The sequence below is a fragment of the Salinicola sp. RZ23 genome, assembly GCF_003206675.1.
Classification (GTDB): domain Bacteria; phylum Pseudomonadota; class Gammaproteobacteria; order Pseudomonadales; family Halomonadaceae; genus Salinicola; species Salinicola endophyticus.
The window spans coordinates 104,846-124,574 of sequence record NZ_PZJK01000005.1; the positions used below are offsets into that span (position 1 = coordinate 104,846).

Here is a 19,729-nt window from a genome sequence, read left to right on the forward strand (position 1 = left end):
CAGTTCCTGGTTGAATGCATCCCGGCGGCGCCGCCATGGGCTTGCCGCAGTACGCTGCGGAGTGTCGGCCACGTGGGCGGAAAGCGCTATTCGCCATTTGTCTGACATAGCCTGTGCAATGTCTAGGCATGGGTTCTGGGGGCGCCGAGATCGGCAGCCGGAAACGCGGCGGCATGGAGGAAAGGCGGTGAGCCGAGGGGCTGAAACCCGTGGGAAAACTGGCTGAGAAGGGCAGCAGCAGGCGGCGTGGAAGCCTGGCGGGAGTCTCCCGGGGGTAGCTGAAAAGGGCCAGATACGCCATTATGCCCAGCCAGCGGCATCGCCGGGATGGCGGTATGACCCCAGGCGCCGGCCTCTATGTGGAGCTCGTCGTGGCTGGCAGTGGGCAGCGCGCCACGCTGGCGATATGTCGGCGCGGCTTGAATGCGGTGCCTATGCTAGACTGCGGCTGTCATAGAAGCACGGATGCTTCGCTATCCCGTCGTTTTTCGTCGCAAGTTATCATCGCATTGCCCTTGCCATGGCAAGGCGAGGTGTTGTCGGCGCGCTTCGTTGCCGCCTGCCGCGGCAGGTTCGGCCCGGTGTCCGTGGCGCCACCGGATGAGCGTGTTGTTACCGGACAAGATAGTTTTGAAAGGAGTGTGAGTGTGAGTGCATCGATCCGGCAAAGTAACCTTGAACGACGCAAGGGGCTGATACCCGCGGCGGCCCTGGCTGGGCTGCTGCTCAGCGGTATCGCCCAGAACGTATTGGCTTTCGGCTTCGACGACGTCGCCAAGCAGGCCGAGGAGCTCTCCCAGCAGGGTTACAGCGAACCGGAACGCAATCTGCCCGACGAGTTGCGCAACCTGAACTTCGCTCAATACGAGCAGATCCAGTTCAAGCGCGAGCGTGACGTATGGAGCGGCGATGACGTGCCGTTCACCCTGAGCTTCTTCCACGAAGGCATGCATTACGACAGTGCGATCAAACTGCACAGCGTCGACGATCAGGGCGAGGTGCACGACTTCGCCTACAAGCCCGACGACTTCAGCTACGGCGATCTGAAGCTCTCGGACAAGGTCAAGAACAGCACCGACCTGGGCATCGCCGGCTTCAAGGTGAACTACGCGCTCAACGACAACCCGCGCAAGGACGAGACCATGGTCTTCCTCGGCGCGAGCTACTTCCGCGTGGTCGGCAAGGATCAGGTCTATGGCGTCTCCGGGCGCGGCCTGGCGGTCGATACCGGCCTCTCCTCGGGTGAAGAGTTCCCGCGCTTCAAGGAGTTCTGGGTCGTCAAGCCGAGCAAGAGCAGCCAATATCTGACCATCTTCGCACTGCTCGACTCGGCCAGCGTCACCGGGGCCTACCGTTTCGTGCTGCGTCCCGGCGCCGACACCGTGGTCGACGTCAAGTCGCGGCTCTATCTGCGTCGTCCGATCGAGAAACTGGGTATCGCGCCGCTCACCAGCATGTATCTCTACGGCCCGGCGCAGCCCTCGTCCGAGCTCAACTATCGCCCCGCTATCCATGACTCCAACGGTCTGCTGATCAGTGATTCGCAGAACGGCTGGACCTGGCGTGCGCTGGCCAACCCGGCCAAGCTGATGATCAACGAGCAGGCGACCCCGCGGCTGCGTGGCTACGGCCTGATGCAGCGCAACCACGACTTCTCCGCCTACCAGGATATCGCCAACCGTTACGATCTGCGTCCCAGTGCCTGGATTGAGCCGCAGAACGAGTGGGGCGCGGGCAAGATCGAGCTGATCCAGATTCCGACCCCCAACGAGACCAACGACAACATCGTCTCGATGTGGCTGCCGGAGACCGCGCCCGAGCCGGGCACGCCGCTGGACTACGACTACCGCTTCACCGTGACCAAGGACGAGAGCCGTTACGCCGACCCGTCGCTGGCCTGGGTCGAGCAGACCCGTCGTTCGCGCGGTGAGGTGCTCAAGGACAATCTGGTGCGTGAATCGGACGGCTCGCTGGCCTTCGTGATCGACTTCGACGGTGCCGCACTCTCCGGCCTCGGCAACGACGCCAACATCAATGTGCAGGCCAGCGTGGGCGACAACGGTGAACTGGTCAGCAGCCGCACCGAGTCCAATCCGGCCACCGGCGGCTGGCGCGTGTTCGTCAAGGTCAAGCGCAGCGACAACAGCAAGCCGCTGGATATCCGCGCCTATCTCAACCAGGGCGACCAGCGCCTTTCCGAGACCTGGTACTACCGGTTGCCTGCCAATGGTTGATGCGACTCCCTCTCAGCGGATCGCATCGCCCGATCAGTACCTCGAGCGCCTGGCGCTCGAGGCCCAGGACCGCGAGGCGCGCCGTCGCCTGCTGGCGAGCGATCTGGATACCCACGACATGGCGGCCTTGCACGCTGCCCTGGGCGGCCATGAGCCGGATCCTGAGGATCCGGCGGCGCAGTCGGTAGGGCGGCGGCTGGCGCTGGCCTATGCCGAGCCGCCGCTGGCGCCGCCGGAGACGCTCACCACCGATGCGGCGGGGATCACGCATCTGCAGACCGCGCCGCCGATGCAGCGTACGCCGCTGGCGCCGGAAGCGTGGTCGACCAACCCCTTCGTGCGTTTTGGCCAGCGCTTTCGCAACTGGGTGGGCCGCGGCTTTCGCCGCCGCATGCGCCCGGCCAAGCCCAAGCCGCGCTGGCAGTGGGTCGCCACCGGGCGCCGCTGGGTGCTGCTGGTCCTGATCTTCGGGCAGAGCATCATCGCTGCCAACCAGATGCGCACGGTGCTGCCGGGGCAGGGCGCGCAGTGGCTGGAGATGGCCATCCTGGCGCTGTTCGTCCTGCTGTTCGCCTGGGTCTCGGCGGGGTTCTGGACCGCACTGATGGGCTTCTTCCAGCTCCTGCGCGGGCGCGACCGCTACGCCATCGATTCGGAAGTGGGGGACGAGCCGATCGACCCCGCCGCACGCACTGCGCTGCTGGTGCCGATCTGCAACGAGGATGTGCCGCGGGTGTTCGCCGGGGTGCGTGCCACTCTGGAGTCGCTGCGCCAGAGCGGCAACGATCGTCACTTCGATCTGTTCATCCTGAGCGACACCTTCGACCCCGACACGGCGATCGCCGAGACCCACGCCTGGCTGGCGCTGTGTCGCGATCTCGATGCCTTCGGCCAGGTCTTCTATCGCCGGCGCCAGCGTCGGGTCAAGCGCAAGAGCGGCAACCTCGACGACTTCTGTCGGCGCTGGGGATCGCTCTACCGCTACATGCTGGTGCTCGATGCCGACAGCGTGATGAGCGGCGCCTGTCTGACGCGACTGGTGCAGATGATGGAGGCGCATCCGGATGCCGGCATCGTGCAGACCGCACCGCGCGCCTCGGGGCGTCTCAACCTCTATGCGCGCATGCAGCAGTTCGCGACCCGCGTCTATGGGCCGCTGTTCACCGCCGGATTGCACTTCTGGCAGCTGGGCGAATCACACTACTGGGGGCACAACGCGATCATCCGCATGGCGCCGTTCATGCGTCACTGCATGCTCGCGCCGCTGCCCGGCAAGGGGTCGATGTCGGGTGAGATTCTCTCCCACGACTTCGTCGAGGCGGCGCTGATGCGGCGGGCCGGCTGGGGTGTCTGGATCGCCTACGAGCTGGATGGCAGCTACGAGGAGATGCCGCCCAACCTGCTCGACGAGCTCAACCGCGACCGCCGCTGGTGTCACGGCAACCTGATGAACTTCCGGCTGTTCCTCTCCAAGGGGATTCACCCGGTCCATCGCGCGGTCTTCCTGACCGGCCTGATGTCCTACATCTCGGCGCCGCTGTGGTGTCTGTTCCTGGTGCTGTCGACGGCGCTGCTGGCCGTGCACACCCTGAGCACGCCGAACTACTTCCCCGAGCCGGGGATGATGTTCCCGGTCTGGCCGCAGTGGAATCCGGCCCTGGCCGTGGGCCTCTTTGGTGCCACCGCGACGCTGCTGTTCCTGCCCAAGGTGCTGAGCGTGGTTCTGGTGTGGATCCAGGGCAGCCGGCAGTTCGGCGGGCCGCTCAAGGTCTTCGTCAGCATGGTGCTGGAGTCGCTGTTCTCGATGGCGCTGGCGCCGGTACGTATGCTGTTCCATACCCGCTTCGTACTGACTTCGCTGATGGGCTGGGCGATCCAGTGGCGCTCGCCGTCGCGCGAGAACAGCGACACCACCTGGGGCGACGCGATCCGCAACCACTGGAGCCAGACTGTGATCGGTGCGGTCTGGGCGAGTGGGGTCTACTTCATGGAGCCGACCTTCCTGTGGTGGCTGTCGCCGATCGTCGGCGCGATGATGCTGTCGATTCCGGTCTCGGCACTGTCGAGCCGGGTGGGCCTGGGCAGTGCCTGCTTCCGTGCGCGGCTGTTCCGGATCCCCGAGGAGACCCACCCGCCGCGCGTGCTGCGGCGGATGGTGCGCCATCTGGGGCGGATGAACGCGGCGGCGGCCACCCCGCACTTCGTGCAGGTGGTGGTCGACCCGGTCGCCAATGCGTTGGCCACGGCGCTGGGTACCTCGCGCCATGCCAAGGCCGAACCTCTGCGCCGGCGCCGGGCAGAGCGCGTGGCGGCGGCCGTGACCCAGGGGCCCGCAGCGATGAGCAACCTTGAACGGTTGGCGTTTCTCGACGACCCGGTGATGATGTCGCAGCTGCACTTCCGCGTATGGAGCGATGCCCAAGCGCATCAGCAGTGGTTCGAGTCCGGCATGCCGTCGCGTGAGTCGACCCGGGTGCCGGTGTTCGGCTGAGCCGCAAGGATGTGCCGAAGTGCCACGATGGGCCGACGATTGTCGGCCCATCGCATTCAGGGGGCTTCACGGCCGTGAAGATTGTGTCTGGGGTGTCTATCCTTGAGGCGACGGCGGCAACTGCCGCCTCGGCACCCCTCATCGGAATCAAGGAGTGACTCTATGGGCTTTATCTTGTGGCTGATCATCGGGGGTATCGCTGGCTGGATCGCCGGCAAGGTGATGCGCGGCGGCGGCTTCGGCATCCTCGGCAATATCGGCGTGGGCATCGTCGGAGCCGTCATCGGTGGTTTTATCTTCAGTCTGCTGGGACTCTCCTCCAACGGCCTGATCGGTTCGCTGGTGGTGGCCACGATCGGTGCCATCATCCTGTTGTGGGTGGTGGCCAAGATCAAGAAGGCCTAGACCGGACCGGGAAGCCGGCCTGAAAAGAGCGTCCGTTCGGCGGCTGTTCGGCCAGGCCTGGATTCCTGCCCTGGGCACGTTGCGCCTTGGGGCGTGCCCGGCGGCAGGAATCGGGTAGAATGAGGCCTTTCGACGGCCAGAGATCTGCAAGGAATGCCTGATTCAAAGACCGCCGTGTCCGGCACGCAAAGCGCCGGCCAGAAGGAGCGTTTCATTGGCCTGGAGTGGCTGCGCTTCTTTCTCGGCCTGTACATCGTCATCTTCCACACCCTGCATACCTACCCCTCGATCAGTAGCTGGTCGCACTATGTGACCGATATCGGCTTCTTTTCGACCAGCGCGTTCTTCGTGCTTTCCGGCTTTCTGCTGACCCACGTCTATCTCGACGATGCGCATCGCATGCGCGAGCCGGTCAAGAGTTTTCTGCTCAAGCGCTTCTCGAATCTCTATCCGATTCATATCGGCTCACTGATCCTGGCGATGAGCGTGTCGGCGCTGGTCGGCTATCTCGCCATCGCGCCGGGTGACAGTGACATTTCGCTGCGCTTCGTGGTCTACGACGTCAACAATGATGTCGGCCAGCTCGACTGGAAAAGTCTCAACCACACCATGTCGCCGCTGGAGACGGGCATCAATCTGCTGCTCAATCTGACCCTGCTGCACGCCTGGAACCCGCTCTATCTGACCTTCAATCCCCCCTCCTGGTCGATCTCGGCGCTGTTCTTCTTCTATCTGACCTTCCCGTGGCTGGCGCCACGCCTGCGTCGGGTCCTGCACCCGCGGCGTGCCATGCTATGGGTCAATCTCATTTATCTGATCCCCCCGCTGATCGTGGTCTTCACCACCAATTACGGCGTGCCGGAGACCGGTATCCTGCACCGTAATCCGTTGATCCGGCTGCCGGAGTTCGCCGCCGGCATTCTGCTCTACACCTTCTATGCCCAGCAGCGGGAGGCCGGGCGCTCGATGTCGCCGAGCCGGCAGCTGCTGGCGCTGCTGGGGGTGGCTGCCAGCATCGCAGTGGCGCTGTTCCTGCTCGGTCGCGGGCACGCCTGGTACTATCTGCTGCACGATGGGCTGCTGCTGCCGGCGCAGCTGACGCTCGTCTACGTCGCTGCGCAGTGGAGGGAGCCCAAGAGCCGGCGAATCAGGCGCCTGGCTTCACGCCTGGGTGGCGCCTCGCTGCCGATGTTCGCGCTCCATGTGCCGCTGTACGCAGTGTTCTCGCGCGTCGAACGGGTGCTGTCGGGTGATCCGGGGCTGTGCTTGAGCAACTTCCGCGGCTGCCTGGCCGCGGCCGGCGATGTGCATCTGTGGCTCTATCCAGTGTTCCTGCTGCTCACGGTGCTGTTCTGTATCATGTTCCAGGAGCAGTTCGTGGTGCGGGTCCGGCGATGGCTGCTGCGTCATCTGCTGCACAAGACGACGCGCACGCACGTCGACAAGATGAGCTGAGGTCGCGCGAGAATGGCGCCCCGACGACCTGGCGGTCGGCGGGGCGTTCGCTTTCCGGTATACTGTGCCGCCGCGTCCGTGGCGGTCTCTTTGATCGTCTGGCGGACGTCCTGTCTTCGGCGTTTCACGAGGTCTCTCTTTGCGCGAACTTCTCGCCCAGTGGTGGGCTCAGCAGCTGACACTCTGCGGTTGGCCCGAGGGCACCGATCCCCGCCAGGCCCTGTCGCCGGTTCAGGCGCGTGAGCGTCTGCAGGCGCTGGCGATCACGGATCGTGACGAGTTCGCCTGGCGGCTGTGGGAGAGTGCGGTCGATGGGCAGCAACCACCGCTGTCGCGGCTGGCGGCGCTGGAACTACTGGCATTGGGCGGGGCAGCGGGGTGGCTCGACAGCGAGCGCCAAGCGGCCTGGCTCGCCTGGTTGGCGGCGGAGATCGTCACTGCCTACCCCTCGTTGACCCGCTGGCGCGCAGCGTTGGCGCCCTGGAGCGATCCGCTGCTCGATGCCGCCGGGCGCGCGCTGGCCAAGCGCGAGCGTCAGGGCCGCGGGGTCGACTGGCAGGCGCTGGCACGCCAGCTGGAAGGGGCCGAAGCGGTGTCGGACTCGCTGTGGGCCGAGTCGCTGTGGGGCGCACGCGCGACTTTTGCCCCGGTGCTGCGCTGGCCGTTCACTCCCGACCCCGACGAGCGCCTGGGGTGGCAGCGTCTGCTGCGCGAGCAGCTCGATATCGCCGGGCGCGATGCGCTGCTCTCGGGCCTCGAGTGGCTGGCGCGTCAGGGTTATCGTTATGGCTGGGAGATGGATGCCGCCCGGCTCGGGCGCGAGGGGCCGGCGGAAGCCGAGACCTGGCTTGCCTCACTCGGCGAGCAGCGCGAGTACGGCCAGGTGCTGGTCGCCTTCCTGGCCCGCGTGGAGCCTCTCGAATGGGCGGCGTGGGACTGGTTGCGGCTGATCGACCAGGCCTATCTCGGTTTCGGGGCGGGCTGGCTGTCGGCGCAGGAGGCCGAGACCTTCGCCGCCCACGGCCTGGATCTGCTGCAGCAGCGCTACGCCGACTGGCCCGCCATGGCCCGTGCCTACCAGCGTGGTCGCAGTCTGTTCGAGGGGCGTGATCTGTGTGCCGACTTCGAGGCCGACTGGGGGCGTCTGCTGGGAGCGGCCGGCAGCCCTTGGCAGACACCGCTGGCACACAGCCTCGACGATGACCGTCGCCAGCAGTCGCGGCGCGTGGTGCGTGAGCGCCACGCTTCGGCTGACGCCTGGGTGCTGGCGCTGGCGGCCGTGCGTGAGCCGGATCTGACGACCCGCTACCAGCTCGGTGAGCCGCTGGCGCCCGAGCGGCGTGAGGATGCCGAGCGCTATCTCAACGAGGTGCTGACGCTGCGTCGTGACGAACCGCTCGCGGCACTGGCGCGCTACTGGATGCCGGCCCAGGCGCACCATCTCAATCAGCTGGCGGCGGATGCGTGTCATCCCGGTGCGGCGGGCAGCGGTCGTGTGGCCGGTGAGCGGCGCCAGGCGCTGAAATCTTGCGCTGACCACGCGGCAACCATCTTCATGGCCGAGAAGTATGCCTTCTATCTGCTCATGGCGGCGGACAGCGAGCGCTATGCGCCGGCCGAGCTGCAGGCGCAGGCGCGCGCGCTGGCCGGCGTGCTCGGGCGCTTCTACGCCACGCCGCAGACGCTGCTCGCGGCGTGGTTGGCCTGGGAGACCCTGCTCAGCCCCGAAGAGGCGCCGGAGGAGGCGGGGCTGGGTGACGATATTGCCTGGCATCTGCGCGATCCCGGCTCGCGCTTTCACTGGCTGACGCCGATCTTTGACAGCCAGTGGCAGGAGCCGGGGCCGCGTCCGAGCCTCGAGCAGTTCACCGCGATGTCGCTGGCCGGGCCGCTCAACGAGGCGGCTTGGCAGTGGCCGCTGCCGCTGGCGGGGGAGGATCGCCGTGCACTGCAGGAGTGGCTGGAGCATCAATACGCGCTGCAGGGGGCGACCGGACTGGGCGAATTTCTCGATTTCCTGCTCGAGGCGGGGGATCGTCAGGAGTATCAGATCAACTACGCCCCCTATACGCTCAATGCGCGCCGTCTGGCCGAGGAGATCGCGATTCTCGAGTCCGGTGACTGCGGTGAGGAGGAGCGGGTGCACCTGCTGCGGCTGCGCCACGTGCGCGACAATGCCTGCGGCTGCAACGACGAGGACATGACCGCCTGGGATATCGCCCAGCTGGTCGATCTGAGCCTTGCCGGGCGCCAGCTCGACTGGTTCGACGATGCCGCGCTGGCGCGCTACCTCGAGGCGGCGGGGCGCCTCGCCGAGCGCCACTACAGCAGCTGGCAGGCCTACGCTGAAGGGCTCTACAGCGGTTTCGGCTTCTTCATGGACGACACTCCGGAGCGCGACGATTTCCTGCGTCGCTTCCGCGAGGCGCTGAATGCCTGGCTCGGTGCCACGCCGCTGCTCGCCGGCAGCTGGGCGAGTCTCGACTTTCCTGGCCGCCCTGGGCGCCACTCGACGCCGCTGCACGTCGACGTACTGGTGGGCGGGCCGCATCGGCTGCACTGAACGCGCCGCCGCGATCGAGTCGCGCTTTCATTGCGATAGGGCTCGTCAAAGGCTTATCGATGACATATCATCCGCGGTGTGCTACGCCCGTCGGCCAGACGGCGCGTATTTTTTTCGATTTCGATTTTCGAGCCGAATACTGGCCGCTCTGGCGGTGATACCCCGACCGGTGTCACCACCACAGCGACTCAATTCGCCCGATGGCGCCTGCCCGGTCGTGAGACGCCCGCGGCGTGATATCGAGGCATGCCCGTGGTGGCTCACCGGTGAATGAGGTTGCGCTGAATGCTCAAACGCACGGCCCTGGGGCTGGCCATTGCCTTCGTCGTGAGTGGCTGCTCGACCCCCGCACAACAACAACAGGTTCATGCGCAGTACGCGCTTCCCGTGGCCAAGTCGCGCTTCGTCGTCGCCCAGCAGACGCCTGCGGCATCACCACCCCGAGCCCGTCAGCAGGCGCAGCAGGTGCACGACTACCGCCAGCCATCATCCGTCTCGCCCACCATCATCCGTGAAGCGCTGCTCGACGAGCATCAGCGCTGGGTCGGCACTCCCTATGTCCTCGGCGGCAATGGCCGTCACGGCATCGACTGCTCGGCGCTGATGCAGCATGTGTTCACAGAGGCCTTCTCGCTCGAGCTGCCGCGCACCACCGAGGAGCAGGTCCAGGAGGGCAGCCGCGTCTCACGCAGCGATCTCAAGGCGGGAGACCTGATCTTCTTCCGCCCGCCGGGGCCCTATAATCATGTCGGTGTCTATGTCGGCAATGGCTATTTTCTGCACGCCTCGACGTCGCAGGGGGTCAAGCTGTCGCGTCTCGACAATGTCTACTGGAAGCGCTACTACTGGCAGGCAAGGCGCCCCATGGAGCGCACCCAGTTGGCCCAGCGGGTGGTCCTGGCCAGCGAGGGCTGAGGTCCATTTCGAGTCACCTGCCAGATCACGCGCGCCACATGAAGAGGCTCGCGGCGATAGACGCAGACAAAAAAAGGGCAGCCTCTCGGCTGCCCTTTGACGTTGCGCTCGCGTCAACGGCGCGCAGCGGTATGCGACTCAGTGCTCGTGGCCGCCTTCGCCGTGGACGTGGCCGTGGGACACTTCTTCCTCGGTCGCTTCACGCACCTCGGTGATCTCGACGTCGAAGTTGAGCTTCTCGCCAGCCAGCGGATGGTTGCCATCGACGGTGACGGTGTCGCCTTCGACCTTGGTCACGGTGACCATCAGCGGGCCTTCCTGGGTCTGGGCCTGGAACTGCATGCCCGGCTGGACTTCTTCGACACCCTGGAAGGCGTCGCGCGGCACTTCCTGTACCAGCGCCGGCTGGACTTCACCGTAGCCTTCGCTCGGCTCGACGGCGACCGTGAGCTTGTCGCCATCGGCACGGCCTTCGAGCTGCTTCTCCAGCCCCGGGATAATGTTGCCCGCGCCATGGAGATAGGTCAGCGGATCACGGCCTTCCGAGCTGTCCAGGACCTCTCCCGCGTCGTTGGTCAGTGTATAGTGAAAAGCGACCACGGAGTTCTGGGCAATCTGCATCTGGGAACCTTTGCGTTTGTGCATGTCTCCAATATCGTAACGTGCCATGGCTTCCGTGTCAGGTGGTGAGCGGGTGTCATGGGCTAAAACCGTGCCTGTCGCGCCGGCTTCACCGGCAGTTGCGCCGGATCGAGGCTGTGAGTACCCTGCGGAAGGCGTTGATATCGTGATCTCTGGGGTGAGGAGAGGTATTGCATGACCGTGTTTATCGTATGGCTCGTCGCCTTTGCCGTGCTGCTGTTCCTGGCTCTCAAGGCGTGGGAGGGGGCGTTGGGTGGCGTGGTCGAACGCTGGCTGCCGGCGCAGCTCAGAGGGGATCCGGCGCAGGACCGCTGGATGGTATCGGTAGCGTTGGCGATCCTGGGGGCGACGTTCATCGTCAAGCCGATCTCGATGCTGCTGACGCTGATTCTGCTGGCACTGCTGGTATGGGTCGGCAAGCGTCTGGCCTGCTGGGCGCTGCGCAAGGCCAAGCTGCACTGATACGGGCTTGCGCCTATAGAGCCGCCAAACACGACGGGCGCTNNAGCGCCCGTCGTGTTGGGTGCCTGCGGGATAGGCCGCTCGGGGTATGCCGAGCGGCGCCGGGGTCACAGCCAGGTGGAGAGAGTCACCGAGCCGAACCGATCGCCGCTGTCCTGCTCGTCGAACTCCTTGGTGCGCCACACCGAGCTGTAGGAGAGCTGCCAGCGATTCCACGACAGTGCCAGGCCGACCTGGGCGTCGCCGACCCAGGGGCGGCGATCCACCGAGTGGCTGTCTTCGAAGGTATTGCCGTCGAGCAGCATGTTGTGGGCCATGAGCCGGCCCTCGAGGTTGGCGAAGAGATACCAGTTGAATCCGCTATCCTCGCGGAAGTAGACCCGGCTACCCTGTGACGGCGCGACTGCCGGCACGCCAAAGCTCTGGTCGAGCCCCTGGCCGAGACGCAGGCCCAGGCCGCTGGCCGCGTAGGTGTAGAGGTTGCCCACGGCGAAGCCCACCGAGGGGCCGAATTCGGTCTCCAGGCCGCCGAGATGGCCGGTCTTCCACCAGGCGGTCGAGTAGGCGACGTTGACGAAAGGCTCGTTGTGGAGCTGGTTGTGCCAACCTTCGGGCTCGTCGCTGCCGATCCAGTGGTGGAAGTTCTTCTGCACCGTACGCGCACCCGAGCCGGGGCCGACCAGGCCGACGTCGAAGAACAGGCCGCTGCTGCGGCGCCAGCCGGGTGTGCGCGACTCGTCGAACAGCGAGAGCCCGGCGTAGAGGACGCCGGCGTAGGGGCGGTCATCCTCGACCAGGCCGCGCTGGTCGATATCTTCGGGGGTATAGATCTGCTGGCCGAAGCGATAGGCGGCGCCGTCCAGCGTGGCGCCGCTCCAGCCCGGAAGGGCGTCGGCGAGCTGGCGAGTCCAGTGGCCGGCACTCGGCGCGAAGGACCAGCCGATCTCGAGGCCGTTGGTGTAGTGACCGTCGCCGCCGCTGGCGAAGAGGTCGTTTTCCGATTTGAGTGTCAGCAGGCCGTCGGCGCCGGCGGTGCCCGACAGCAGTGCCGCGGTGGCGGCCACGCCGGCCGTGACCATCATGCGTCCCTTCATGTTCCTGTCATTCCCTTAAGAGTCTTAACCACAGAACATACGATAGCGTATGTAAAGTAAGGGCGACAGGCGAAAATAGTATCAGGCTAACGATAACTCCCCGTTGGGGCGGCCAGAACGCAGAAACGGTGCCCGGAAGGGCACCGTTTCGTTACCGCTGACCTGCGATCGACGCGGGCGTGCGCCGGCAGGTGTCAGTAGGGCGCGACGCTGACGCTGGAGCCGCTGGCGATCAGGCGCACGCGCTGGCCGACCTGCCAGTTGCGATCGGCCTTCTGTACGACCACCACGTTCTGGCCGCTGTCCTGACGGATCTCCAGCTCATAGGCGTCGACACGGTCGGTCGCCTGCTGGACCTTGCTGCCGGCGATGGTACCGCCGATCGCACCCGCCGCGGTGGCCAGGGTCTTGCCGGAGCCGCCGCCCACCTGATTGCCGAGGAGGCCGCCGATCACCGCGCCGCCGAGGCTGCCCAGAACGCTCTCGCCATTGCCACCCTGGATCTGCACCGGGCGCACCGACTGAATGGTGCCGTAGCTGACCGACTGTGCGGTCTCGGCCTGATTGCCGCGGTAGACGTCACCCGAATAGGTCGAGGTATTGGTGCAGCCGGCCAGGGCCAGCACGCTCATGGCCAGCGCGGGGATAAGCAGTTTCTTCATGTTCACTCCTCCTGAACCTAGGAACAAGGTTTTGTGCCAAAGATATTAAAACAGTGTTTCCGAACTCGTCCAGCATTTCTGCCGCGGCCGGCCCGACTCAGTGTAGGCAGCCTGCGGCGAACTTGCCGCCGTGGCGGCTCGCTCATGCGTCGTCCTGATCATCCTCATCCTCGTCCCAGCACAGGCTGCCGGCGTCGAGCAGCGCGGCCAGCACGGTGGCCGCTTCGGGATGTGCCAGGCTCTCCTGGTCCAGCGGTTCGGCGTCGCACAGGCGGCGCGCCAGCGCCGGGTCGCAGTCTAAGGCATCGCCATCGGCGAACAGCGTCGCCTGGGTCGGCGTCTGCCCCCGCCAGGCGAAGCGCGAGCCGGGGCTGTGCAGCAGGCGTTCGCCAGCGCGGAGCGCTGCCTCCACCTCGGCCGGATCGCTGGGGCTGTCGCTCGGGACCAGCTGATCGAGATACTTGGGCTGGGTCATGGCGCGTCCAAACCATTGCGCCATCTGATCCGGCCGATCGATCGCCGCCAGCAGGAGCGCACGCACGCGTTCCACTGCGGCGTCGTCCAGCTCGCCGGGGTGCTGCGGCGGCTGCAGATCGGCATCGGCATAGCGCTGGGCGTCACCCAGCTGCTCGCCGATGTAGTCGGCGAAGGCAGTGACGGTCTCGTCGACCGAGGGCGCGCGAAAGCCGATCGAGAAGGTCATGCAGTCATCCGAGGCGCTGACCCCGTGGTGGGCCACGCCCGGCGGCAGATAGAGCATATCGCCGGGCTCCAGCACCCAATCCTGGTCGGGCTGGACCTCGAAGGTGTCGAGGATACGCAGGTCGATCCCCGCGATCAGCGGTGCCTCGTCTCCGGGCTTGCCGCCCAGCTGCCAGTGACGTCGTCCGCTGGCCTGCAGCAGGAAGACGTCGTACTGGTCGACGTGCGGGCCGACGCTGCCGCCGCTAGGGGCGTAGCTGACCATGATGTCATCGAGCCGCCACTGCGGCAGGAAGTCGAACTGGGCGAGCAGCCCGGCGACCTCGGGCACGTAGTGGTCGACCGCCTGCACCAGCAGCGACCAGCCGCTCTCGGGCAGGCGGGCGAAGGTGGCGTCATCGAACGGGCCATGGCTGACCTGCCACGCCTTGTCCTGACCCTGCTCCTCGACCAGGCGCGACTCGACCTCGGGCTCGCAGGCCAGGCCAGCGAGATCGTCCGGCTCCAGCGGCGACACGAAGTCGGGCAGCGCGCCGCGAATCAGCAGCGGTGACTTCTGCCAGTGGCGGCTCAGGAACTGGGCGGGGGTCAGGCCGCCCAGCAGCGTGCGCGGGGTGTTGGCGGCAGTCATGGCATCCTCCTGCGGTGGTGCGGTCGCGTTCAGGCGCCCAGCGCCTTGGCCTGGGCGGCGGCATTGCCGATGTAGGTGCCCGGGGTCAGCGCCTTGAGCTCGCGCTTGACCTCATCCGGCAGCGCCAGGGTGTCGATGAAGGCGGCGAAGCCCGCCTGATCGATGCGCTTGCCGCGGGTCAATGTCTTGAGCTTCTCGTAGGGCTGCTCGATGCCGTAGCGACGCATCACGGTCTGGATCGGTTCGGCCAGCACTTCCCAGCTCTGATCGAGATCGTCGTCGAGACGCTGGGGGTTGGCCTCGAGCTTGCCGATGCCCTTGAGCGAGGCGTGATAGGCGATCAGGCCATAGGCCAGGCCCACGCCCAGGTTACGCAGCACGGTGGAGTCGGTCAGGTCGCGCTGCCAGCGCGAGATGGGCAGCTTGCGCGCCAGATGGTCGAGCAGGGCGTTGGCCAGCCCCAGGTTGCCCTCGGAGTTCTCGAAGTCGATCGGGTTGACCTTGTGCGGCATGGTCGAGGAGCCGATCTCGCCGGCCACTGTCCGCTGCTTGAAGTAGCCCAGCGAGATATAGCCCCAGACGTCGCGGTCGAAGTCGATCAGGATGGTGTTGAAGCGACTGATCGCATCGAACAGCTCGGCGACATAGTCATGCGGCTCGATCTGGGTGGTGTAGGGGTTGAAGGTCAGACCCAGCGACTCGACGAAGCGCTGGGCATTGTCGGCCCAGTCCACTTCCGGGTAGGTCGCCAGATGGGCATTGTAGTTGCCCACGGCGCCGTTGATCTTGCCCAGGAACTCGACCGCTTCGATCTGCTTGAGCTGACGCGCCAGACGGTAGGCGACGTTGGCCATCTCCTTGCCCAGGGTGGTCGGGCTGGCGGTCTGGCCGTGGGTGCGCGAGAGCATCGGCTGCTCGGCATGCTCGGCGGCCAGGCGCGCGATGGCGTCGTGGATCTCGCGCATGCTGGGCAGCAGCGCGCCGAGGCCGTCGCGCAGCATCAGCGCATAGGAGAGGTTGTTGATGTCCTCGGAGGTGCAGGCGAAGTGCACGAACTCGGTGATCGCGTGCAGCTCGGGCTGTTCGGCGATCGCCTCCTTGATGAAGTACTCCACCGCCTTGACGTCGTGGTTGGTGGTGCGCTCGATGGTCTTGATGCGCTCGGCGTCGCTCACCGAGAAGTTCTTCACCAACTGGTCGAGAAAGGCCTGGGCCTCGGCGGAGAGCGCCGGTACCTCGTCGATGCCGGGGTGCGCGGCGAGGCACTCGAGCCAGCGCACCTCGACGGTGACGCGGGCGCGGATCAGGCCGAACTCGCTGAAGTGCTGGCGCAGCGCAGCGGTCTTGTCGGCGTAGCGGCCGTCGACGGGAGAGAGGGCGGTGAGAGGAGAGAGTTCGATCATCTTGGGTTCCCGAAGCGTCGCGCGAGCGGGTGGCTCGCGTTGGATAAGGCGAAAGGAGGCGCGCGGACGGCCCGCGCTCAGTGGCCGTCGAGCTCGCGCAGGGCACGCTTGAGCGCGCCGCGCTGGAAGACCAGGCTCCAGCGCCGGCCGCCTTGCTGGTGCCACAGCAGGGCGAAGCGCACGCCGCCGAGCAGGGCAGTGCGGATGCGCGGGGGCATGCCCGGGCTCTGCAGCAGGCTCGGCTCACCCTGCACCACGATGCGGTAGCGGAAGGTCGAGAGCGTCTCCTGATACAGCTCGCCGAGACTGGCGATCACGTTGTCGTGGGTATTGCCGAAGTGCTCGGCCTGGCCCTGGATGCGCCCCAGGCGTTCGCCCAGGGTGCGCATCATGGCCTGGTTCTTGCGCAGCTTCTGCATCAGCAGCACCATAGAGAAGCCGTAGCGCATCACCGCCGGGTCCGCCTGCTGGCGCGACATCACCGCCAGCAGGGTATCGATGCCCTGGCGCAGATTGTTGTGGTGGCCGCCGTAGACCGACTCGAAGGTGGGCGGGTCGGTCTCCAGTGTGGCGCGCACCAGGGTGTTCCAGGCGCGCTCGTCGCAGTGGCCGGTACGGGCGAGCTGGTCGACCACCGTGGCGGCCTGGAACACGCCGGCGAGGGCCAGCGCCTGACGACCGCTGGCGCCCAGAGGGGCGGACTGGATGGGCGTTGGGTTCATGCCGAACGCGCGCTCCCTGTTTGTGAGGTGGGGTCGATCGCACCGGCATCGGTGGTGGCGGTGGCACGGATCACCGCACCGCCGAGACAGACGTCGTCGGCGTAGAGCACCAGCGACTGCCCCGGGGTGACCGCGCGCTGCGGTGTGTCAAAATGCACCGCCAGCCCACCATCCGCGAGCACCTCGACCTCGCACGGTTCGTCCTGCTGGCGGTAGCGGGTCTTGGCGCTCAGGCGCTTGGCCTTGGGCGGGGCGCCGGCGATCCAGGCGGCGGGTTCGCAGTAGGCGGTGTCGCTGTAGAGCAGCGGGTGCTCGCCCTGAACCACCACCAGCACGTTGCGCTCGAGATCCTTGGCGGCGACGAACCACGGGTCTTCGCTGTGTGCCTTGAGCCCGCCGATGCCCAGGCCGCGGCGTTGACCCAGGGTGTAGTACATCAAGCCCATGTGCTCGCCGACCGCTTCACCCTCGGGGGTCTCGATACGTCCCGGCTGGGCCGGCAGGTACTGCTTGAGGAAATCGCTGAAGCGGCGTTCGCCGATGAAACAGATCCCGGTCGAATCCTTCTTGCGCGCGGTGGCCAGGCCGTGGCGCTCGGCCAGGGCGCGCACCTCGGACTTCTCCAGCTCGCCCACCGGAAACAGCGTCTTGGCGATCGCCGCGCCCGGCACCGCGTGCAGGAAGTAGCTCTGGTCCTTGTTGGCATCGCGACCCTTGAGCAGCTCGGCGCGGCCGTCTGCAGTGAGGCGCCGGCGCACATAGTGGCCGGTGGCAATCAGGTCGGCGCCGAGCATCTCGGCGTAGTCGAGGAAGACTTTGAACTTGATCTCGCGGTTGCACAGGATGTCCGGATTGGGCGTGCGTCCGGCCTGATACTCGGCGAGGAAGTGCTCGAACACGTTGTCCCAGTACTCGGCGGCGAAGTTGGCCGTGTGCAGCTTGATGCCGAGGCTGTCGCAGACCGCCTGGGCATCGGCGAGATCCGCCATTGCGGTGCAGTACTCGGTACCGTCGTCCTCGTCCCAGTTCTTCATGAACAGGCCCTCGACGCGGTATCCCTGCTCGAGCAGGCGCAGCGCGGTGACCGAGGAGTCGACGCCACCGGACATGCCCACGATCACGGTGGTGGCGCCGGTTGCGGTCGGGCCCTCGGGTGTCTCGGATGGCGGTATGGCAAGCGTCATGGCGAATCTCTGGCCGACAGGGGCCCGCGACGGGCGGGGCGAAACGCCCGGCACCGGCACGGGCCGGCTGAATAAATGACCCGGGATTATAGCCGAAAGCGCGGGGTAGCATCGAGTGCACCGCACTGTCGGCATGCGTGCCGGTGGCGCGGGCGTATCAGCGCTGGCGTCAGCGTTCGCGAATCGTATCCAGCGGAAAGCGGCGGCCTTCGCGTACGTCACGCAGGCGCTGCATCACCACGGGACTGCGCAGGCGGCGGCCACGCTCGAGATCATCGATCTCGTCGAAGGTCAGCCAGTGGGCGCTGACGATCCCCTTGTCGAGCGGGTTGCCCAGGTGCGCCAGCGGTAGCCCTAGGAAGGCGTGGCTGTGGAAGGTGAGCCCGTCCTGGGTGTGGTGGACATAGAGGCCGAGGTAGTCGGTGATCGCCACCTGCCAGGCGGCCTCTTCGCGCACTTCGCGCTCCGCCGCGGCGACCAGCCGCTCGCCGCGCTCGAGGTGGCCGGCCGGCTGATTGTAGAGGCTGAACGGGCCGCCACGATCCTCCTCGACCATCAGATAGCGGCCGGCGCGCTCCACCACGACGGCCACGGTCACGCGTGGTGTCCAGCGATTCATGTCATCTCTCTCCCCACTCGAACTCGTCCGCGGCGCGGGTCTGGCAGCCGGGCTGGCTACGATCATACCGGGTCTGGCGGCGCGGCACAGCCCGTGCGGCTCAGGTCGCGGCCGGCGCTCAGCGGCGGCGCGATCGCGAGCGGTTGGCTGCGGGTGTCGCCGGCAGGTTGAGCGGTTCACTGCGCCACGCCCCGGGGGCCAGCTCACCCAGCTGCCACGGGCCGATCGCGACCCGCATCAGGCGTAGCGTGGGGTGGCCGATATGGGCGGTCATGCGCCGGACCTGGCGGTTGCGCCCCTCGCGCAGCTCGATCTCCAGCCAGGTGGTGGGGATGTCGCGGCGAAAGCGCACCGGCGGATTGCGCGGCGGCGGTGGTGTGGCGGCCAGCCGGCGTACCCGGGCCGGCCGCGTCGGGCCATCCTTGAGCGTCACGCCGTGGGCCAGCGCCGCCAGGGCGGCATCATCGGGGGCGCCCTCGACCTGCACCCAGTAGCGTTTGGCCAGCTTGTGGCGGGGGTCGCTGATGCGGTGGATCAGGCCGCCATCGTCGGTGAGCAGCAGCAGCCCCTCTGAGTCGTAATCGAGGCGGCCGGCGGCGTAGACGCCAGGCACCTTCAGATGGTCGGCCAGGGTGGCACGGCCGCGATCGTCGGTGAACTGGCAGAGCACCTGATAGGGTTTGTGCAGCAGGTAGATTCGACCCATGGCGTTCGGTCCGAGGTGGCTCCTGGGGAGTGAATGGGCGGCGTGACAAGACGTGGCCGGGCGCAGGCGGTAGCCGTTGCGAGACTGGCGCCGGGGCGCATGGCTAACTATTTTTTGCTCGGGCTTGCATCGTGGCGACATCGGCCGCATCTTCAAGGGAACCTCGGGTCTTCAACGGTATCCAATACCTCACTGATACACGGCTCGGTTCGCTCCTGCGCGAGGCGGTCCAGGCGCCGGCGCCCGGCGAGGCACAGGGTACCGGTGCCGGGCGCGAGACGCACCCGCCGCGATACTCGTGCGACGGTAGGCGAACCCGGTCCGTGCACTCAGGAATTCATCCTTACTATGTTAGAGATCGTAGATAGCGTGTCGTCTGATTCCCATGGGGAGCCGGCGCGTCTCGGTATGACGCGCCCTCCCGACCCTGATCATCACGAGCAGGGAGACGTTGCCGAACAGGCGTCGGAGCCGCAGCTGGCGCCGCCGCCGATGTACAAGGTCATACTCTACAACGACGACTACACCCCGATGGAGTTCGTCGTCGAGATACTTCAACGTTTCTTCGCCATGGACAGTGAGAAGGCGGTGCAGATCATGCTCGCCGTGCACACCCAGGGGAAAGCGACCTGCGGCATCTTCACCCGCGACGTGGCGGAGACCAAGTGTCACTTGGTCAACGAGTATGCGCGCGAGTGCGAACATCCGCTGATGTGCGATGTGGATGCCGTCGAGTAGGGGTGGTGGGGCGGTCCGCGACGCTTTGTGCGCCGGGGACTTGCGAAACCGCTGTTTGTGCCCGATTGTGAAAGTGCCGACCGACGCCCTCAGTGGCTAAA

17 protein-coding genes are annotated in these 19,729 nt (G+C 66.4%); 8 read left to right on the forward strand and 9 right to left on the reverse strand.

Annotation, left to right across the window (positions count from 1 at the left end; genetic code table 11):
- Positions 1–647 precede the first annotated feature (647 nt).
- The 6 genes from DOM67_RS04285 (at position 648) to DOM67_RS04310 (ending at position 10,063) form a co-directional block, all read left to right on the forward strand.
- A complete protein-coding gene (locus DOM67_RS04285; RefSeq protein WP_232825132.1) occupies positions 648–2,234 on the forward strand; it encodes a glucan biosynthesis protein G in 1,587 nt (528 codons plus the stop codon).
- Positions 2,227–4,725: a glucans biosynthesis glucosyltransferase MdoH gene (gene mdoH, locus DOM67_RS04290; protein WP_110674435.1), complete on the forward strand. Its 2,499-nt coding sequence runs from the start codon at positions 2,227–2,229 to the stop codon at positions 4,723–4,725. The genes DOM67_RS04285 and mdoH overlap by 8 nt, the downstream gene beginning before the upstream one ends.
- A 162-nt stretch (positions 4,726–4,887) precedes the next feature.
- Entirely contained in the window at positions 4,888–5,130 is a 243-nt protein-coding gene (locus tag DOM67_RS04295) for a GlsB/YeaQ/YmgE family stress response membrane protein (RefSeq protein WP_035473219.1), read from the forward strand.
- A 153-nt stretch (positions 5,131–5,283) separates the two neighbouring features.
- The gene (locus DOM67_RS04300) at positions 5,284–6,585 is read left to right on the forward strand and encodes an acyltransferase (RefSeq protein ID WP_110674436.1); all 1,302 of its coding nucleotides are present in this window, start codon (positions 5,284–5,286) and stop codon (positions 6,583–6,585) included.
- Between the two features lie 139 nt (positions 6,586–6,724).
- Complete coding sequence (locus DOM67_RS04305; protein WP_110674437.1) at positions 6,725–9,148, forward strand: YbeU/YbeR family protein; 2,424 nt, start codon at positions 6,725–6,727, stop codon at positions 9,146–9,148.
- Between the two features lie 285 nt (positions 9,149–9,433).
- Positions 9,434–10,063, forward strand: a complete 630-nt coding sequence (locus DOM67_RS04310) for an NlpC/P60 family protein (RefSeq protein WP_110674438.1) — start codon at positions 9,434–9,436, stop codon at positions 10,061–10,063.
- A 138-nt stretch (positions 10,064–10,201) separates the two neighbouring features.
- Here DOM67_RS04310 and slyD read toward each other — a convergent pair whose 3' ends face one another.
- Positions 10,202–10,684, reverse strand: coding sequence for a peptidylprolyl isomerase (gene slyD / locus DOM67_RS04315; RefSeq protein ID WP_110674534.1), 483 nt, complete (start codon positions 10,682–10,684; stop codon positions 10,202–10,204).
- Positions 10,685–10,879: 195 nt separating this feature from the next.
- Between slyD and DOM67_RS04320 the strand changes: the two genes are divergently transcribed.
- A complete protein-coding gene (locus tag DOM67_RS04320; RefSeq protein ID WP_110674439.1) occupies positions 10,880–11,167 on the forward strand; it encodes a hypothetical protein in 288 nt (95 codons plus the stop codon).
- 107 nt (positions 11,168–11,274) lie between these two features.
- Here DOM67_RS04320 and DOM67_RS04325 read toward each other — a convergent pair whose 3' ends face one another.
- The 8 genes from DOM67_RS04325 to DOM67_RS04360 all read right to left on the reverse strand — a co-directional run bounded on the left by DOM67_RS04325 (position 11,275) and on the right by DOM67_RS04360 (position 18,890).
- A complete protein-coding gene (locus tag DOM67_RS04325; protein WP_110674440.1) occupies positions 11,275–12,261 on the reverse strand; it encodes a lipid A deacylase LpxR family protein in 987 nt (328 codons plus the stop codon).
- Between the two features lie 194 nt (positions 12,262–12,455).
- Complete coding sequence (locus DOM67_RS04330) at positions 12,456–12,923, reverse strand: glycine zipper 2TM domain-containing protein (protein WP_106419858.1); 468 nt, start codon at positions 12,921–12,923, stop codon at positions 12,456–12,458.
- A 142-nt stretch (positions 12,924–13,065) separates the two neighbouring features.
- The gene (locus DOM67_RS04335) at positions 13,066–14,256 is read right to left on the reverse strand and encodes a cupin domain-containing protein (RefSeq protein WP_110674441.1); all 1,191 of its coding nucleotides are present in this window, start codon (positions 14,254–14,256) and stop codon (positions 13,066–13,068) included.
- A 29-nt stretch (positions 14,257–14,285) separates the two neighbouring features.
- A complete protein-coding gene (purB, locus tag DOM67_RS04340; protein ID WP_110674535.1) occupies positions 14,286–15,656 on the reverse strand; it encodes an adenylosuccinate lyase in 1,371 nt (456 codons plus the stop codon).
- Positions 15,657–15,736: 80 nt separating this feature from the next.
- On the reverse strand, positions 15,737–16,381 hold the full coding sequence (gene hflD, locus DOM67_RS04345) for a high frequency lysogenization protein HflD (RefSeq protein WP_110674442.1): 645 nt from the start codon (positions 16,379–16,381) through the stop codon (positions 15,737–15,739).
- On the reverse strand, positions 16,378–17,565 hold the full coding sequence (mnmA, locus tag DOM67_RS04350) for a tRNA 2-thiouridine(34) synthase MnmA (protein WP_110674443.1): 1,188 nt from the start codon (positions 17,563–17,565) through the stop codon (positions 16,378–16,380). The genes hflD and mnmA overlap by 4 nt, the downstream gene beginning before the upstream one ends.
- Before the next feature lie 169 nt (positions 17,566–17,734).
- A complete protein-coding gene (locus DOM67_RS04355; protein ID WP_110674444.1) occupies positions 17,735–18,184 on the reverse strand; it encodes an NUDIX hydrolase in 450 nt (149 codons plus the stop codon).
- Between the two features lie 118 nt (positions 18,185–18,302).
- The gene (locus DOM67_RS04360) at positions 18,303–18,890 is read right to left on the reverse strand and encodes a pseudouridine synthase (protein WP_110674445.1); all 588 of its coding nucleotides are present in this window, start codon (positions 18,888–18,890) and stop codon (positions 18,303–18,305) included.
- A 408-nt stretch (positions 18,891–19,298) separates the two neighbouring features.
- Here DOM67_RS04360 and clpS point away from each other — a divergent pair, with 408 nt between their 5' ends.
- Positions 19,299–19,628: an ATP-dependent Clp protease adapter ClpS gene (gene clpS, locus DOM67_RS04365; protein ID WP_232825133.1), complete on the forward strand. Its 330-nt coding sequence runs from the start codon at positions 19,299–19,301 to the stop codon at positions 19,626–19,628.
- Positions 19,629–19,729 lie beyond the last annotated feature (101 nt).

What these genes read in the sequence shown, in the direction of transcription:
- mdoH (WP_110674435.1), top strand. Translation starts at nt 2,227, where the DNA reads ATGGTTGATGCGACTCCCTCTCAGCGGATCGCATCGCCCGATCAGTAC.
- DOM67_RS04295 (WP_035473219.1), top strand. Translation starts at nt 4,888, where the DNA reads ATGGGCTTTATCTTGTGGCTGATCATCGGGGGTATCGCTGGCTGGATC.
- DOM67_RS04300 (WP_110674436.1), top strand. Translation starts at nt 5,284, where the DNA reads ATGCCTGATTCAAAGACCGCCGTGTCCGGCACGCAAAGCGCCGGCCAG.
- DOM67_RS04310 (WP_110674438.1), top strand. Translation starts at nt 9,434, where the DNA reads ATGCTCAAACGCACGGCCCTGGGGCTGGCCATTGCCTTCGTCGTGAGT.
- slyD (WP_110674534.1), bottom strand. Translation starts at nt 10,684, where the DNA reads ATGCAGATTGCCCAGAACTCCGTGGTCGCTTTTCACTATACACTGACC.
- DOM67_RS04320 (WP_110674439.1), top strand. Translation starts at nt 10,880, where the DNA reads ATGACCGTGTTTATCGTATGGCTCGTCGCCTTTGCCGTGCTGCTGTTC.
- DOM67_RS04325 (WP_110674440.1), bottom strand. Translation starts at nt 12,261, where the DNA reads ATGAAGGGACGCATGATGGTCACGGCCGGCGTGGCCGCCACCGCGGCA.
- DOM67_RS04330 (WP_106419858.1), bottom strand. Translation starts at nt 12,923, where the DNA reads ATGAAGAAACTGCTTATCCCCGCGCTGGCCATGAGCGTGCTGGCCCTG.
- DOM67_RS04335 (WP_110674441.1), bottom strand. Translation starts at nt 14,256, where the DNA reads ATGACTGCCGCCAACACCCCGCGCACGCTGCTGGGCGGCCTGACCCCC.
- hflD (WP_110674442.1), bottom strand. Translation starts at nt 16,381, where the DNA reads ATGAACCCAACGCCCATCCAGTCCGCCCCTCTGGGCGCCAGCGGTCGT.
- mnmA (WP_110674443.1), bottom strand. Translation starts at nt 17,565, where the DNA reads ATGACGCTTGCCATACCGCCATCCGAGACACCCGAGGGCCCGACCGCA.
- DOM67_RS04355 (WP_110674444.1), bottom strand. Translation starts at nt 18,184, where the DNA reads ATGAATCGCTGGACACCACGCGTGACCGTGGCCGTCGTGGTGGAGCGC.
- DOM67_RS04360 (WP_110674445.1), bottom strand. Translation starts at nt 18,890, where the DNA reads ATGGGTCGAATCTACCTGCTGCACAAACCCTATCAGGTGCTCTGCCAG.
- clpS (WP_232825133.1), top strand. Translation starts at nt 19,299, where the DNA reads ATGACGCGCCCTCCCGACCCTGATCATCACGAGCAGGGAGACGTTGCC.